Source organism: Thauera linaloolentis 47Lol = DSM 12138 (assembly GCF_000310205.1).
GTDB classification, from domain to species: Bacteria; Pseudomonadota; Gammaproteobacteria; order Burkholderiales; family Rhodocyclaceae; genus Thauera; species Thauera linaloolentis.
The window spans coordinates 15,513-29,206 of sequence record NZ_AMXE01000007.1 but is presented as its reverse complement, the minus strand read 5'-3'; the positions used below and the strand labels follow the sequence as shown (position 1 = coordinate 29,206).

At 67.3% G+C, this 13,694-nt stretch carries 13 protein-coding genes; 9 read left to right on the top strand and 4 right to left on the bottom strand.

Annotated features, from left to right (window positions below; genetic code table 11):
* Window positions 1–51 precede the first annotated feature (51 nt).
* A complete protein-coding gene (gene dtd, locus C666_RS03700) occupies window positions 52–501 on the top strand; it encodes a D-aminoacyl-tRNA deacylase (protein ID WP_004333934.1) in 450 nt (149 codons plus the stop codon).
* A 60-nt stretch (window positions 502–561) separates the two neighbouring features.
* Here dtd and C666_RS03695 read toward each other — a convergent pair whose 3' ends face one another.
* From C666_RS03695 to C666_RS03685, 3 genes are all read right to left on the bottom strand, one after another.
* Entirely contained in the window at window positions 562–1,539 is a 978-nt protein-coding gene (locus tag C666_RS03695; protein ID WP_004333932.1) for a WD40/YVTN/BNR-like repeat-containing protein, read from the bottom strand.
* A 292-nt stretch (window positions 1,540–1,831) separates the two neighbouring features.
* Window positions 1,832–2,392: a sterol desaturase family protein gene (locus tag C666_RS03690; RefSeq protein WP_004333930.1), complete on the bottom strand. Its 561-nt coding sequence runs from the start codon at window positions 2,390–2,392 to the stop codon at window positions 1,832–1,834.
* A complete protein-coding gene (locus C666_RS03685) occupies window positions 2,385–2,573 on the bottom strand; it encodes a hypothetical protein (protein ID WP_004333929.1) in 189 nt (62 codons plus the stop codon). Before C666_RS03685 ends, C666_RS03690 begins: the two co-directional genes overlap by 8 nt.
* Before the next feature lie 194 nt (window positions 2,574–2,767).
* Between C666_RS03685 and C666_RS03680 the strand changes: the two genes are divergently transcribed.
* From C666_RS03680 to C666_RS03645, 8 genes are all read left to right on the top strand, one after another.
* The gene (locus tag C666_RS03680) at window positions 2,768–3,247 is read left to right on the top strand and encodes an SUF system Fe-S cluster assembly regulator (protein WP_004333926.1); all 480 of its coding nucleotides are present in this window, start codon (window positions 2,768–2,770) and stop codon (window positions 3,245–3,247) included.
* Between the two features lie 18 nt (window positions 3,248–3,265).
* Window positions 3,266–4,741: a Fe-S cluster assembly protein SufB gene (sufB, locus tag C666_RS03675; protein WP_004333924.1), complete on the top strand. Its 1,476-nt coding sequence runs from the start codon at window positions 3,266–3,268 to the stop codon at window positions 4,739–4,741.
* A 17-nt stretch (window positions 4,742–4,758) separates the two neighbouring features.
* Window positions 4,759–5,538, top strand: coding sequence for a Fe-S cluster assembly ATPase SufC (gene sufC / locus C666_RS03670; protein WP_004333922.1), 780 nt, complete (start codon window positions 4,759–4,761; stop codon window positions 5,536–5,538).
* Between the two features lie 3 nt (window positions 5,539–5,541).
* On the top strand, window positions 5,542–6,852 hold the full coding sequence (gene sufD / locus C666_RS03665; RefSeq protein ID WP_004333920.1) for a Fe-S cluster assembly protein SufD: 1,311 nt from the start codon (window positions 5,542–5,544) through the stop codon (window positions 6,850–6,852).
* Entirely contained in the window at window positions 6,849–8,114 is a 1,266-nt protein-coding gene (locus C666_RS03660; RefSeq protein ID WP_004333918.1) for a cysteine desulfurase, read from the top strand. The genes sufD and C666_RS03660 overlap by 4 nt, the downstream gene beginning before the upstream one ends.
* 12 nt (window positions 8,115–8,126) lie before the next feature.
* Window positions 8,127–8,579: a Fe-S cluster assembly sulfur transfer protein SufU gene (gene sufU / locus C666_RS03655; RefSeq protein ID WP_004333917.1), complete on the top strand. Its 453-nt coding sequence runs from the start codon at window positions 8,127–8,129 to the stop codon at window positions 8,577–8,579.
* A gap of 11 nt (window positions 8,580–8,590) precedes the next feature.
* Window positions 8,591–9,160 (top strand): putative Fe-S cluster assembly protein SufT, encoded by a 570-nt coding sequence (gene sufT, locus C666_RS03650; RefSeq protein ID WP_004333915.1) that lies wholly within the window; start codon window positions 8,591–8,593, stop codon window positions 9,158–9,160.
* A gap of 114 nt (window positions 9,161–9,274) precedes the next feature.
* Window positions 9,275–9,802 carry a DUF3617 domain-containing protein gene (locus C666_RS03645; RefSeq protein ID WP_028792280.1) on the top strand — a complete coding sequence of 176 codons (528 nt, stop codon included), beginning with the start codon at window positions 9,275–9,277 and terminating at the stop codon, window positions 9,800–9,802.
* A 21-nt stretch (window positions 9,803–9,823) separates the two neighbouring features.
* On the opposite strand, the gene C666_RS03640 is transcribed toward C666_RS03645, so the two are convergent.
* Entirely contained in the window at window positions 9,824–13,606 is a 3,783-nt protein-coding gene (locus tag C666_RS03640) for a DUF748 domain-containing protein (protein ID WP_004333912.1), read from the bottom strand.
* Window positions 13,607–13,694: the final 88 nt, after the last annotated feature.

Genomic DNA, 13,694 nt, shown 5'->3' with positions numbered 1-13,694 from the left:
CGTCTCCGTGCCCGGACACCCAAAGGGGTCCGGGCCCCGAAGGCCACATCCATGCTCGCGATCCTGCAGCGCGTTTCCGAAGCACGCGTCACCGTCGATGGCGAAACCATCGGCGAGATCGGCCATGGCCTGCTCGCGCTGGTCTGCGCCGAACGCGGCGACACCGCTGCCGAAGCCGACAAGCTGCTCGCCAAGATACTGAAGCTGCGCATCTTTGCCGACGACGCCGGCAAGATGAACCGCTCGCTGCAGGATGTCGCCGGCGGCCTGCTGGTGGTCAGCCAGTTCACGCTGGCAGCGGACACGGCCGGCGGCAACCGCCCCAGCTTTACCAAGGCCGCCGCTCCACAGACCGGCCAGGCGGTGTACGAACACTTCGTCGCCAGCGCGCGCATCGCCCATCCCGAGGTGCAGACCGGCTGCTTCGCCGCCGACATGAAAGTCGAACTGGTCAATGACGGCCCAGTGACGATTCCGCTGCGCATCGCGCCGCCCGCCTGAGCGTTGCCGGGCCACACGCACGGTGGGCCTGCCGTGACGGCTTTTGGCAGAGCAACAGACTCATCTGCCGAGAATCGTGCCGCCGAAACCCACTGCCCAGCCGGAGCGGCCATCCGGTGTGAAGACGACCGCACGAAGTTCGTTCGGTGTGTCGCTTTGCTGCGGTACCCAGCTCTGCCCACCATCGATTGTGGCCAGAATCGTGCCACCAAATCCCACCACCCAGCCGAAACGACCATCTGGCGTGAAAGCGACCGAGTGAAGCTCGTTCGATGTGCCGCTCCGCTGCGATATCCAGGTTTGCCCACCATCGGCCGTGGCGAGAATCGTGCCGCCAAAACCCACTGCCCAACCGGAACGACCATCCGGCGTGAAAGCGACTGAGTGAAGTTCGTTCGGTGTGCTGCTCCGTTGCAGCACCCAGCTCTGCCCACCATCGACCGTGGCGAGAATCGTGCCGCCGAACCCCACCACCCAGCCGGAACGGCCATTCGGCGTGAAGGCGACCGAGCGAAGTTCGTTCGGTGTACCGCTTTGCTGCGGTACCCAGGTCTGCCCGCCATCGGCCGTCGCGAGAATCATGCCGCCAAATCCCACTGCCCAGCCGGAACGGCCATCCGGCGTGAAGGCGACCGCACGAAGTTCGTTCGGTGTGCCGCTCCGTTGCGGCACCCAGCTCTGCCCACCATCGATCGTGGCGAGAATCGTGCCGCCGAACCCCACCACCCAGCCGGAACGGCCATTCGGCGTGAAAGCAACTGAGTGAAGTTCGTTCGATGTGCCGCTCCGCTGCGATACCCAGCTTTGCCCGCCATCGGCCGTGGCCAGAATCGTGCCGCCGAACCCCACTGCCCAGCCGGAGCGGCCACCCGGCATGATGACGACCGAGTGAAGCTCGTTCGATGTGCCGCTCGGTTGCGGTACCCAGGTCTGTCCGCCGTCGGCGTTTGGTGGCAAGGCAAATGCGACGATCGATCCCAGGAACGTTGCGACGGCCCGCAAAGAAAAACCGAAAACGCGAGCAAGAACCGGCTTCATCCTATTTCACCTCCATCAGAGACCTGTCTCGTATCTGCCAGCGAATCCATTCTGGCTCATGCACTTCCCAGCCTCGGCGAGCGAAGCGAAGCCATCGAAAAGACGCGTCCGCGCGCTTGGGCATTCACGGCTTCCGCCTACAGTGCCCGCCTTCGCTTCTTGTACCGGCACTGGGCGGACCACGCTGGCTGGGCGCAGTGGCACCCGTCGGCGGTACCCTGATGATCCCGGGCTGGGCCACGCTCGCCAGCGAAGTGGCGCGTGCCAGCCGCCGCTGGCCCTGGATCCCGCTTCAACGCCTCTCCGCGGATGGCGGACAGGTACCGAAGCAACGGTCCCAGAAATCCGTCAACGTGCCGAAGGCAAGGCTTTCGTCCCTGAAGTGGTGCCCGCCATGGTGTTCGCGCAAGTGCGACAGCCAATGGCCGGACACCTCCTGCGCGTGCAGCCGCTGGTGCACGCTTTCCTGCAGCACGTCGCCAAGCAGCAGGCCGACCGAAAATGGCGCCGCCAGGCCATCCATCCCCAGCACGCCCAGTACCGCGAGCGGCAGGCCGAGCATGACCAGCACCAGCGCGAGGCTGAATGCGACCGGCACCCGGATCGGCGCCAGCGGGTTGCGGTGATGCGCCAGGTGCCAGGCGCGGAATGGCTCCACGTGATGCATCATGAAGCGGTGCAGCACGTATTCGAGCAGCGTCCAGGCGGCCAGCCCGGCCAGGGCCGCGATCGCCACGCCCCCCACGCCAGCCGCCTGCGGCCACAGCAGCCAGACGGCGCACAAGCCGAGCGCCGGTAGCGCAAGCGAAGCAGGAAAAGGCAGCGCCGCGCGGATCCACCACGACTCAGGCATCGCACTCTCCCTCGGGCAGAAGCTCCCATGCATAGAGCACGCCCGCCTCGGAAAAACCCACGCCCGTTTCCGCGTCGCGCCACCAGGCAAAGCCGCGGCCATCCCGGCCCTCGAAACGCCATGCCCGGATTTCGCCGCTGCACAGGCGCACCGGATAGATCCGGCCCGTTTCCAGTTCCATGTTCAGTCCTCCCGCAACGCCTCCTGCGCTTTCCATCATAGGCCCGGCGCCGGATTCACGCCCCGCTCCAGTGGCGCTCGCGCCACGCATCCGCCGGTTTCCATTTGCTTCCAAGGCGGCATCTTGCAAATACAGTACCAATTTAGTACAGTTTGCACACGCTCGACAGAAAGCCTTCCTGGAGACATCCCATCATGCTTCGGATCAGCAAGCTCACCGACTACGGCACCCTGATCGTGACCCAAATGGCGGCCACACCCGCACAAGTGGTGAGCGCGACCGAACTGGCCGACGCCCTCGGCCTCGGCCTCGCCACCGTCAGCAAGGTCCTCAAGGCCCTGGGACGGCACGGGCTGGTGCTGAGCCATCGCGGCACCCGCGGCGGCTACCTGCTGTCGCGGCCGCCCGAGCAGATCAGCATCGCCGACATCGTCGATGCACTGGAAGAACAGCCTTTCGGGCTCACCGAATGCAGCGCCGGCAGCGGTACCTGCAGCCTGGAAACCGGCTGTCGGATCCGCGGCAGCTGGATCCGCATCAACGCCGTGGTGCGCGAGGCCCTGCAGGGCGTGAGCATCGCAGAGATGACACCGCCCCCCGATCTCTCCAACGCCCCTTCCCCGGCCAGCCAGCGTGTATCCGGCCCCGGCCGTCTCGCACGCAACGCAGGCTGAACGACAGGAGAATTCCACATGAACGCCCCGCTCTCCCCCCCCTCCGCGGCCACCCGCGCCGACGCCCTCGGTGCCTTCCTCGAACAGGACTACACGGCGGGTTTCGAGACCCGCCTCGAAACCGACACCGTGCCCAAGGGCTTGTCCGAGGACACCATCCGCCTGATCTCGGCGCGCAAGGGCGAGCCGGATTGGCTGCTCGATTGGCGGCTGGAAGCCTACCGCCGCTGGCTGACGATGACGCCGCCGACCTGGGCGGCGGTGAGCTTCCCGCCGATCGACTTCCAGGACATCGTCTATTACTCCGCACCGAAGTCGAAGAAGGACGGCCCCAAGAGCCTGGACGAAGTCGACCCCGAGCTGCTGCGCACCTTCGAGAAGCTGGGCGTGCCGCTGCACGAGCGCGCGCGGCTGGCGGGCGTGGCGGTGGACGCGGTATTCGATTCCGTGTCCGTCGCCACCACCTTCCAGAAGGAACTGGGCGAACACGGCATCGTCTTCTGCTCGTTCTCGGAGGCGGTGAAAACCCATCCCGAGTTGGTACGCCAGTACCTCGGCACCGTGGTGCCGCCGGGCGACAATTTCTACGCCGCGCTCAATTCGGCGGTGTTCTCCGACGGCTCCTTCGTCTTCATCCCCAAGGGCGTCAAGTGCCCGATGGAGCTGTCCACCTATTTCCGCATCAATGCGCGCGACACCGGCCAGTTCGAGCGCACGCTGATCGTCGCCGAGGAAGGCGCATCGGTGAGCTACCTCGAAGGCTGTACCGCGCCGATGCGCGACGAGAACCAGCTCCATGCCGCGGTGGTGGAGCTGATCGCGCTCGACGACGCCAAGATCAAGTATTCCACCGTGCAGAACTGGTACCCCGGCGACAAGGACGGCAAGGGCGGCATCTACAACTTCGTCACCAAGCGCGGCGACTGTCGCGGCGCACGTTCGCGCATCTCGTGGACGCAGGTCGAGACCGGCTCGGCGATCACTTGGAAGTATCCGAGCGTGATCCTGCGCGGCGACGACTCGGTGGGCGACTTCCACTCGGTGGCGCTGACCAACAACCTGCAGCAGGCCGACACCGGCACCAAGATGATCCACATGGGGCGCAACACCCGCAGCACCATTCTCTCGAAGGGCATCTCGGCCGGCCGCGGCAGCAACACCTTCCGCGGCATGGTGCGCGTCACGCCCCGCGCCGAGGGCGCGCGCAACTACACCCAGTGCGACTCGCTGCTGATCGGCGACCGCTGCGCGGCGCACACCTTTCCGACCATCGAGGTGCGCCACCCGTCGGCCCGCGTCGAGCACGAGGCCACCACCTCGCGCATCGGCGAAGACCAGCTGTTCTACGCGATGCAGCGCGGCATCAGCGCCGAGGACGCGGTATCGATGATCGTCAATGGCTTCTGCCGTGAAGTATTCAAGGAACTGCCGATGGAGTTCGCGGTGGAAGCGCAGAAATTGCTGGGCGTGAGCCTCGAAGGCAGCGTCGGCTGAGGACAAGGAGAAAGAACATGCTGAAGATCGACAACCTACACGCCGCAGTGGATGGCAAGGCCATCCTGAACGGCCTGAACCTCGAAGTGAAGGACGGCGAGGTGCACGCCATCATGGGGCCCAACGGCTCGGGCAAGAGCACGCTGGCCCAGGTGCTGGCCGGCCGCGACACCTTCCAGGTGACCGGCGGCGCGGTCGACTGGGACGGCACCGACCTGCTCGCGCTGCCCGCCGAGGAACGCGCCCGCGCCGGGCTCTTCCTCGCCTTCCAGTACCCGGTCGAAATCCCCGGCGTTTCCAACGCCTACTTCCTGAAGGCGGCGGTCAATGCCATCCGCCGCCATCGCGGCCTGCCCGAATACGACGCGATGGATTTCCTCTCGCGGGTGAAGGCCGAGATGAAGGCCGTGGGCATGCGCGAGGAGTTTCTCTACCGCTCGGTGAACGAAGGCTTTTCCGGCGGCGAGAAGAAGCGCAACGAAGTGCTGCAGATGGCGCTGCTGGAGCCGAAGCTGGCGGTACTGGACGAGACCGATTCGGGCCTGGACATCGATGCGCTGCGCATCGTCGCCGAAGGCGTCAACCGCCTGCGCTCGCCCGAGCGTTCGATGATCGTCATCACCCACTACCAGCGCCTGCTGGACTACATCGTGCCCGACCAGGTGCATGTGCTGTCGCACGGCCGCATCGTGCGGTCCGGCGGCCGCGAGCTGGCGCTGGAGCTGGAAGAGCACGGCTACGGCTGGATCGACGCGGGCGCCAAGGCCGCCCCGGCGACGGGCGCGACGGGAGGCTGAACCATGAACGCCATCGACACCTGGGTCGCCCGCCATCGCGAGCGCGCCGCCACCCTGCCGGGTGCCGCCGTGCCGTGGCTCGCCACGCGCCGCCACGACGCGATCGAACGCTTCGCCGCGCTCGGCTGGCCGACGAGCCGGCTCGAAGCCTGGCGCCACACCTCGCTTGCCTTTCTCGAACAGCACGAGCTGGCCGCACCCGAAGCCGCGCCGCATCCGGCCACGACACTGGCCGCGCTGCGCACCGGCTTCGACGACGGCGACCACTGGCTGGTGTTCGTAGACGGCCGCGCCGAGCCGGCCCTGTCGGTGATGGCCGCAGTGCCGGCAGGCGTCACGATCTGCGCGCTGTCCGAGGCCCTGGCACACCGCCCCGAGGCGGTCGAGACCGCCTTCGGCACGGCCCGGGACGCCGCCGCCCCCCATGCGCTCAACCTCGCCCTGTGCAGCGACGGCGCCTTCGTCCATCTCGCGCGCGGCACCGCCCTGGAACATCCGCTGCACCTGGTCTTCATCGGCGCCACCGGCGCGGCCGACACCCATGTGCGCAACCTGATCGTGGCCGAGGCCGGCAGCGAAGCCAGCATCGTCGAACACCACCTCGGCGGCGGCGCCACGCTCGGCACCGTGGTCACCCGCGTGCAGGCCGCGCAGGATGCGCGCGTCACCCACGTCAAGCTGCAACGGCAGGACGAACGGGCGATCCACCTGGCACAGATCGAGGCCAGCCAGGCACGCGGTGCGCATGTCGCCTCGCACTCGCTGTCCTTCGGCGCCAGGCTGGCGCGCAACGACATCCACACCCGCTTCGACGGCGAAGGCTGCGAGGCGTTGCTCAACGGCCTGTACCACGTCGATGGCCGGCGCCACGTCGATCATCACACGCTGATCGAGCATGCGCATCCGCTGGGCACCAGCCGCGAGCACTACCGCGGCCTGGTCGACGGCAACGCGCGCGGCGTGTTCGCCGGCCGCATCATCGTCGCCCAGGATGCACAGCGCACCGACGCCATCCAGCGCTGCGACAACCTGCTGCTGTCGAAGCTGGCCGAGGCCGACGCCCGCCCGGAACTGGAAATCTACGCCGACGACGTGAAATGCGCGCACGGCGCCACCGTGGGCCAGATCGACGAGGACGCGCTGTTCTACCTGCGCACGCGCGGCGTGGATGAAACCCACGCGCGCCAGTTGCTGACCTACGCCTTCGCCGCCGAGGTGATCGAACGCATCGCGCAGGATTCGCTGCGCAGGCATGCCCGCGCCACCCTGCTCGCCCGCCTGCCGGGCAGTGCCCTGCTGGAGGAACTGCTGTGAGCACGACCACCCCTGCCGCCCGGCACACCGGCGCCGCGCCGCTCGACACCGCCGCCGACTTTCCCATCCTCTCCCGCACCGTGCATGGCCGCCGCCTCGTCTACCTAGACAATGGCGCCACCACGCAAAAGCCGCTGGCCGTGGTCGAGGCCGAGCGGCGCTTCTATCTGGAATCCAACGCCAACATCCACCGCGGCGTGCATTGGCTGTCGCAGCACGCGACCGAACTCTACGATGCCGCGCGCGCCACGGTGCAGCGCTTCATCAACGCCGCGCACGCGGATGAGATCGTGTTCACCCGCGGCACCACCGAGGCGATCAACCTCGTCGCGCAAAGCTGGGGGCGCGCCGAACTGCGCGCCGGCGACGAGATCCTCGTCACCGCGATGGAGCACCACTCCAACATCGTGCCCTGGCAGCTGCTGTGCGAGCAGACCGGCGCCGTGCTCAAGGTGGTACCGGTCAGCGATGCGGGCGAACTCGACCTCAACGCCTTCGATGCCTTGCTGACGTCGGACACCCAGCTCGTCGCCATCACCCACGTGTCGAACGCGCTCGGCAGCATCAACCCGGTGGCCGAACTCACCGCGCGCGCCCATGCTGCCGGCGCGGTCGTGCTCGTCGACGGTGCCCAGGCCGTCGCCCACCAGGCGGTGGACGTACAGGCCATAGGCTGCGACTTCTACGCCTTCTCCGGCCACAAGCTGTACGGCCCGACCGGCATCGGCGCACTCTACGGGCGCGGGCGCATCCTGCGGGCGATGCCGCCCTGGCAAGGCGGCGGCGACATGATCCGCACCGTGTCCTTCGAACGCAGCACCTGGGCCGACGCGCCGCAGCGCTTCGAGGCCGGCACCCCGAACATCGCCGGCGCCATCGGCCTGGCCGCCGCCATCGACTACGTGCAGGACATCGGCCTGGAACGCATCGCGGCGCACGAACACGCCCTGCTCGACCACGCCACGGCGGCACTCGGGGCGATTCGCGGTGTAAGGCTGGTGGGCACGGCCAGGCACAAAGCGGGCATCCTGTCCTTCCTCGTCGACGGCATCCACCCGCACGACCTCGGCACCATCCTCGACGCCGAAGGCGTCGCCATCCGCGCCGGCCATCACTGCGCCATGCCGCTGATGACGCGGCTCGGCATCCCCGGCACCGCGCGCGCCTCGCTGGCGATGTACAACACCACGGCTGATATCGATGCCCTGACCGCCGCCATCGGCAAGGCGCAGGACCTGTTCGGCACGCACCGGCATGCCTGAAAGGACGACGACATGAACGACAGCGCCCCCGATCTGCGCGAACTGTACCAGGAAGTCATCTTCGACCACAACCGCCAGCCGCGTAACTTCCATCCGATGCCCGACGCCGATCACCAGGCCGACGGCCACAACCCGCTGTGCGGCGACCAGCTCACGGTCTATCTGCACATCGAGGACGGCGTGGTGAAGGACGTGAGCTTCGTCGGCCACGGCTGCGCCATCTCCACCGCATCCGCCTCGCTGATGACCGAGGCGGTCAAGGGCAAGCCGGTGGCCGAAGTCGAGGCCTTGTTCCACGATTTTCACGCCCTGCTCACCGACACGCCGCCGGCGCGCGACTTCGGCAAGCTCGCGGTGCTCGCCGGCGTGCGCGAATTCCCCGCGCGGGTCAAGTGCGCCACGCTGGCCTGGCACACCCTGCACAACGCGATCGTCGGCGCACAGGCGCCGGCCCGCACCGAATGACGGAGACGATCATGGGCGAACGCTACGCCGAAACCGAATCCCGCGTGCTCGCGCGCGACTGCGACGCCGTCAGCGTGCCCTGGGGCCGGCCCGAGACATTGCCCGAGGGCGCTCATGCCTTGGTGACACAGCGCCTGGGCGGCTCGATCACGGTGATGTGCGGCGGCAACCTGTACCGCATCGCCGAACGCGACGCCGATGCGCTGGGGCTGGAGCCCCGGGCGGCAGCGCCGCGGTCCGCGCCGGCCGAAGGCGAACTCGACGCCGATACCGTCGAGCGCAGCGCCTGGGAAGTGCTGGGCACCTGCTATGACCCGGAAATACCGATCGACATCGTCAATCTCGGCCTGGTCTATGGCTGCACCGCGGAAGCACTGCCCGAAGGCGGGTTCCGCCTGGCAGTGCGCATGACCCTGACCGCGCCGGGCTGCGGCATGGGCACGCTGATCGCCGACGAGGCGCGCGAGAAGCTGCTCGAACTGCCGGGGGTGACGGAAGCCACGGTCGAACTGGCCTGGGACCCGCCGTGGAGCCGCGAGATGATGAGCGAAGCGGCGCGGCTGGAAATGGGAATGTTCTAAGGGGACTGTTCTTAAGCTCGCGAAAACAGGGCCGAGTATTGTCCATACTCAATTTCCACGCTGCGGCACTCAGTTAATCTGACGCCCATATCCAACCTATCGCTGGAACTGAACATGCGCGCCCTCGCTCCGCTGCTGCTCGCCGCCGCAACACTTCAAACCGCTTACGCCGATCCAGCGTCCCCCCCACACTCCATCGAAGCACCGCAACGGATGCATGGCCTCTGGCTGGTCAACCACGGGCCCGCAGGCGAAGCGGCAAAGACCGAGGGCTTTCACATCTGCATCACCGGGAAAGTCCGGGACGATGCGCTGGCCACACCGGCGAACGCCGGAACCAACTGCCGGGACCAGGCATGGTCGAAGGACGATCTGTACATCTACTACCGTGCCCAGTGCGACACGCAAGACGGCATCGCGACGATCGAAGGCAAATTCTCAGGCGACTTCCAGTACAACTTCCAAGGCGAGCTCAGCACATCCGCGGCAGGTGGCCGCGCTACAGCGGCCCGCACCGAGATCAACGGCCGCCGGCTCGGGCCCTGCCGCAGCGACCAGACGACAGGCAAATTCCTGATCAAGGGCCAGGACGGCGTCGGCAACCTGAACCTTGCCGAACCGATCAAGCCGCCCACGCGTTGAACGCTGCCCGGCGGATGCAGCTCAGCGCAGCGAGAACGTCACCTGCCCTTCGTCGCCAACTGCCTCGACCTTGGGTTCGAGCACGAAGATGCGCTCGCCGGGCACCCCGCCCTCGCCCGCCAGCCAGTCGCGCACCGCCTGGGCACGCTGCTGCGCCAGCGCACGCAGTTCGTTGTCGCCGACTTCGGTGTTGGCCAGGATCAGCGCCTCCATGTCGGCCACGGGCACATCCTTGGTCATGCCGATGAGATTCCTCGGCTTCTTGAAGTCGCCTTCGCGATAGGCCTTCTTCAACAGTTCCGGATACTCCGCCTCACCGAGTTCGATGTCGTCGAGCGACGGTGCCTGCTCGCCCTTGGCCACCAGCGCCTTGAGCTTCTGCGCCTTGACCATGCGCTGCAGCGCCGCCTGCTTGAGGCCGTCGACATCGACCGCGGGGTCGGCGCGGCCGGTGACGTCGAGCTTGAGCGCGGGCCGGTCGACCAGCGCCGTCGCCAGCGTGCCGAGTTTTTCCCGCTGGGCCTCGCCCGGCGCGGCCACGCCCGGCGCCAGCTCGAGATGCGACAGTTCCTCGCCTCCGCCCAGCACCGAGCCGAGCAGGGAGAACGGCGACGTGACCGCCTTGCCGATCAGGTTGAACAGCACCTTCACGACCAGGCCGAAGACGCTGAACTGCGGATCGTCCAAGGTACCGCTGACCGGCAGGTGCAGATCGATCTCGCCACGGCTGTTCTGCAACAGCGACACCGCGAGCTGCACCGGCAGGTTGACCGCGTCGGGGCTGTCCACCTTGTCGCCGAAGGTGAGCTGGTCGAGGAAGATCTGGTTGGTGGCGCTGAGCTTGCGTTCTTCGATCTTGTAGTTGAGTTCGGCCGACAGCTTGCCCTTGGCGATGCCGTAGCCCACGTACTTGCCGGCATAGCTCGACAGGCCGGTCAGTTCGAAATCCTTGACCGAAGCGAGGATATCGAGGTGCGCGTCGTGGCGGAAGGGATTGAGCTCGCCCGCCACCTTGACCGGCGCGGCCTTGTCCACCCTGCCCGTCAGGTCCAGCGTGGCGAGCGTGTCCGGGTCGGTCGACAAGCCGGTCAGTTCGCCCGCCATGTCGGTCAGGTTGACGTCGTAGTTCGGACGAATGAAACGGTCGCTGAAAGCGATGTTGCCGCGCTTGACCTCGATGCGGTCGATGCGGATCGGCGGCGGCGGCGCGCTGGGCTCGGGCAGTTCGGCGCTGCGCTGGCCTTCCACCTCGCGCGGCCCGCTGTTGGTCAGCGTCTGGTCGATGAAAGGATCGAGCGCCGCAGACTGCGAAGCCTGCTGTGACGCCGCCGAGGCATCCCCGCCGGCCTGCTCGCCGCCCCCCTGGATTTCACGCAGGTTCAGACGCCCTTGCTCGTCGAGGATGAGACGAGTGTAGAAATCGTCGAGCGTGATGCGCTGCACCGCCAGCGAAAAGGGCTCGGTGTGGACGTTGATGCCGCCCACGCGCAGGGTTCGCCAGCGCAGGAAGTCGGTGGCGTTGAGCCTGTCGACCGAGGCGAAATTGCCGACGCTGACGTCGCCGCGGAAGTTCGCGAGCAGATCGCCCTTGCGTCCGCTGTCGAGCTTGAGCCGCCCCTGGGTGCTGACGTTGCCACGCGAGATCGCGATCTTGGTCTGTTCGAGCACGTAGGGCTGGATGGGCAGCAGGTCCACGCTGCGCACATCGAGCTTCAGGTCTGCCTTGAGCGGCTCCAGGCCGAAGCTGCCCGACACGCCGAGGCGGCCGTTGCGGTTGATGCGCGAGTCGAGTTTGAGCTGGCTGAGCACGCCCTTGGCCGTCGAAAAGCCGTCGACCTCCAGCCCGATGTTGTCGACGGCCAGGACCACCGGCTTGCCGACCGTGCGGTCTTCGACACGCACCGACGCCGCCTGCAGCGCGAGCTTGCCGACGGCGACGGTCCACGGCGCCTCGGCCTGCTTGCCCGCCGATTTCGCGTTTCGGGCCTGGCCTTCGGGCTTGGCGCCCTTCGCCGCCGGCCCGGTGAGTCCGAGCAGATCGATTTCGCCGTTCTTGAGGCGCACGGCGGAGACGCTCGCGCCCTTGATGCCGAGTGCGGCGAGCTTGACGTTCTGCGCGCCGAGGTCGATCACCGCCTCGCGCACGTCCAGCTCGGGCACCTTCACCGCGGCATCCTTGGCCCCCTTCAGCGCCAGCGCGAAATCGCGCACGGCCAAGGCGTCGGCGCTGAGGTCGATACGGGGTTCGCCCTTGTCGTCGAGCACGATCCGATAGCGCAGATTGCCGCTGAGCTTGCCGCCGCGAAGCTCGCCGCCCGGCAAGGCTTGCGCCAGATAAGGCCCGTAGCGCGGCGCATCGATGGCCTCGAAATTCAGCAAGCCGTCGAATTCGAAGGGTTCGAGGCGCAGGCGGTCTTCGTGCACCAGCTTCTCGCCGGCATCGGTCACGTAGTCGAGCCGGATTTCGGCCGGCATGTCGGAATCGGTCGCGAGGTCACGCAGATCCAGGTTGATGGCGTCGATGCGCGCCTTGAAAGGCTGCGCCAGGCTGCGGTCCTCGAAGCGCAGCACGCCGTCGCGGATGCGGGCATGCGCGAGCAGGAAATCGGGCGCTGCGCCCTTGGCCGCAGCGGCCGCGGCAGCATCGGGTGGCACCGTGTCCGCCGCGGCGGCATCCTTCTTCGCGGCGGCATCCTTGCCGGTCGCCGCCGTCTTGGGCGCGGCGGCTTCTTCCGCCACCACCGGCACCAGCTTCATCAGATTGAGGCCGCCATCCGCCAGACGCACCAGATCGATTTCGGGCTGCGCCAGTCGCAGGCGGGTGAAATGCCAGCGGTTGATCAGCGGCTGCACGTCGGCGAACTCGAGCTCGAATTCGGGAACGCTCGCGACCGGCACGCCCTCCTTGTCCTGCAGCTGGAAGGCTTCGAGCTTGAGCGGCCCGCGCAGCGCAAGTTCGGGCGCGCCCTCGGCGGCCTGTTTGAACGACAGTTCGATGTTGCTGCTGAGCAGTGCCGACGGCAGGCGGAAAGCCGGCTCGAAGGGCGCATAGGCCAGCCACGGGGTGACGTCGAACTTGTCGAGCACCACGTCGAGGATGGTTTCGTTCAGATCGGCGAAAGGCTTGAGCCGCGCCTTCATGTGCAGCGGATTGCCGTCGAGCGTGGCCGACAGGCTGGGCTCGACGAAGACATCCACCTTCACCGGCAGGTTCGAGATGAAGGGCACGCCCACTTCGAGATCCGCGACCTCGTGCTGCAGCCCGCGCGGCTTGTCGTCGACGCGGATATGGCCGCCGCTGATGCGGATGTTGCCGATCGAGAACAGCGCGCCGGATTCGTCGGCCGCCGGGTCCTCGTCCTTCGCTTCGGCCATGGAGGCGATGCGCTCGGCGACGTCGCTCCAGCTGTGGCGCCCGTTTTCGTCGATGCCGATCTCGACGCACGGCCCGCTCAAGGCCACCTCGTGCAGCACGACGCCGCGCTGCACGAGGGATTCGATCACCTCGACGTTGGCGCGCAAGGCGTCGAAGGCGAATGCCTCGGTCCCGGCATCGGCGGAAAGAATCTTCAAGCCACGCACTTCGGCCGTGGCGGTGAAGGGGTTGAGGGCGACGCCTTCGACCGAAACCGGCCGGCCCAGCGTCTCGCCCAGGATCTTGACGGTGTAGTGCTTGGCCACCGGCGGCACGGCAAAAAAGCCGATTGCGCCGATCACGATCACGACACCCGCAGTCCACATCGCCGGACGAAGCAGGGCCCGCTTGCGGGGCGACGCGTTCGGGCCGGTGGTGGTATCAGTCATAAAGCACTCCAACGAACTGGCATTCCAGGTCTGGTTGTCATTAGATTCCGCTGCCCGGCCTGTGCCTGGCACTGCAGGCAATACGGGG

Bases quoted from the DNA above. Each gene is read 5' to 3' on its own strand.
- sufT (WP_004333915.1), top strand. From the start codon at position 8,591: ATGGGCGAACGCTACGCCGAAACCGAATCCCGCGTGCTCGCGCGCGAC.
- C666_RS03685 (WP_004333929.1), bottom strand. From the start codon at position 2,573: ATGGAACTGGAAACGGGCCGGATCTATCCGGTGCGCCTGTGCAGCGGC.
- sufD (WP_004333920.1), top strand. From the start codon at position 5,542: ATGAACGCCATCGACACCTGGGTCGCCCGCCATCGCGAGCGCGCCGCC.
- C666_RS03695 (WP_004333932.1), bottom strand. From the start codon at position 1,539: ATGAAGCCGGTTCTTGCTCGCGTTTTCGGTTTTTCTTTGCGGGCCGTC.
- C666_RS03640 (WP_004333912.1), bottom strand. From the start codon at position 13,606: ATGACTGATACCACCACCGGCCCGAACGCGTCGCCCCGCAAGCGGGCC.
- sufU (WP_004333917.1), top strand. From the start codon at position 8,127: ATGAACGACAGCGCCCCCGATCTGCGCGAACTGTACCAGGAAGTCATC.
- sufB (WP_004333924.1), top strand. From the start codon at position 3,266: ATGAACGCCCCGCTCTCCCCCCCCTCCGCGGCCACCCGCGCCGACGCC.
- sufC (WP_004333922.1), top strand. From the start codon at position 4,759: ATGCTGAAGATCGACAACCTACACGCCGCAGTGGATGGCAAGGCCATC.
- C666_RS03690 (WP_004333930.1), bottom strand. From the start codon at position 2,392: ATGCCTGAGTCGTGGTGGATCCGCGCGGCGCTGCCTTTTCCTGCTTCG.
- dtd (WP_004333934.1), top strand. From the start codon at position 52: ATGCTCGCGATCCTGCAGCGCGTTTCCGAAGCACGCGTCACCGTCGAT.
- C666_RS03645 (WP_028792280.1), top strand. From the start codon at position 9,275: ATGCGCGCCCTCGCTCCGCTGCTGCTCGCCGCCGCAACACTTCAAACC.
- C666_RS03680 (WP_004333926.1), top strand. From the start codon at position 2,768: ATGCTTCGGATCAGCAAGCTCACCGACTACGGCACCCTGATCGTGACC.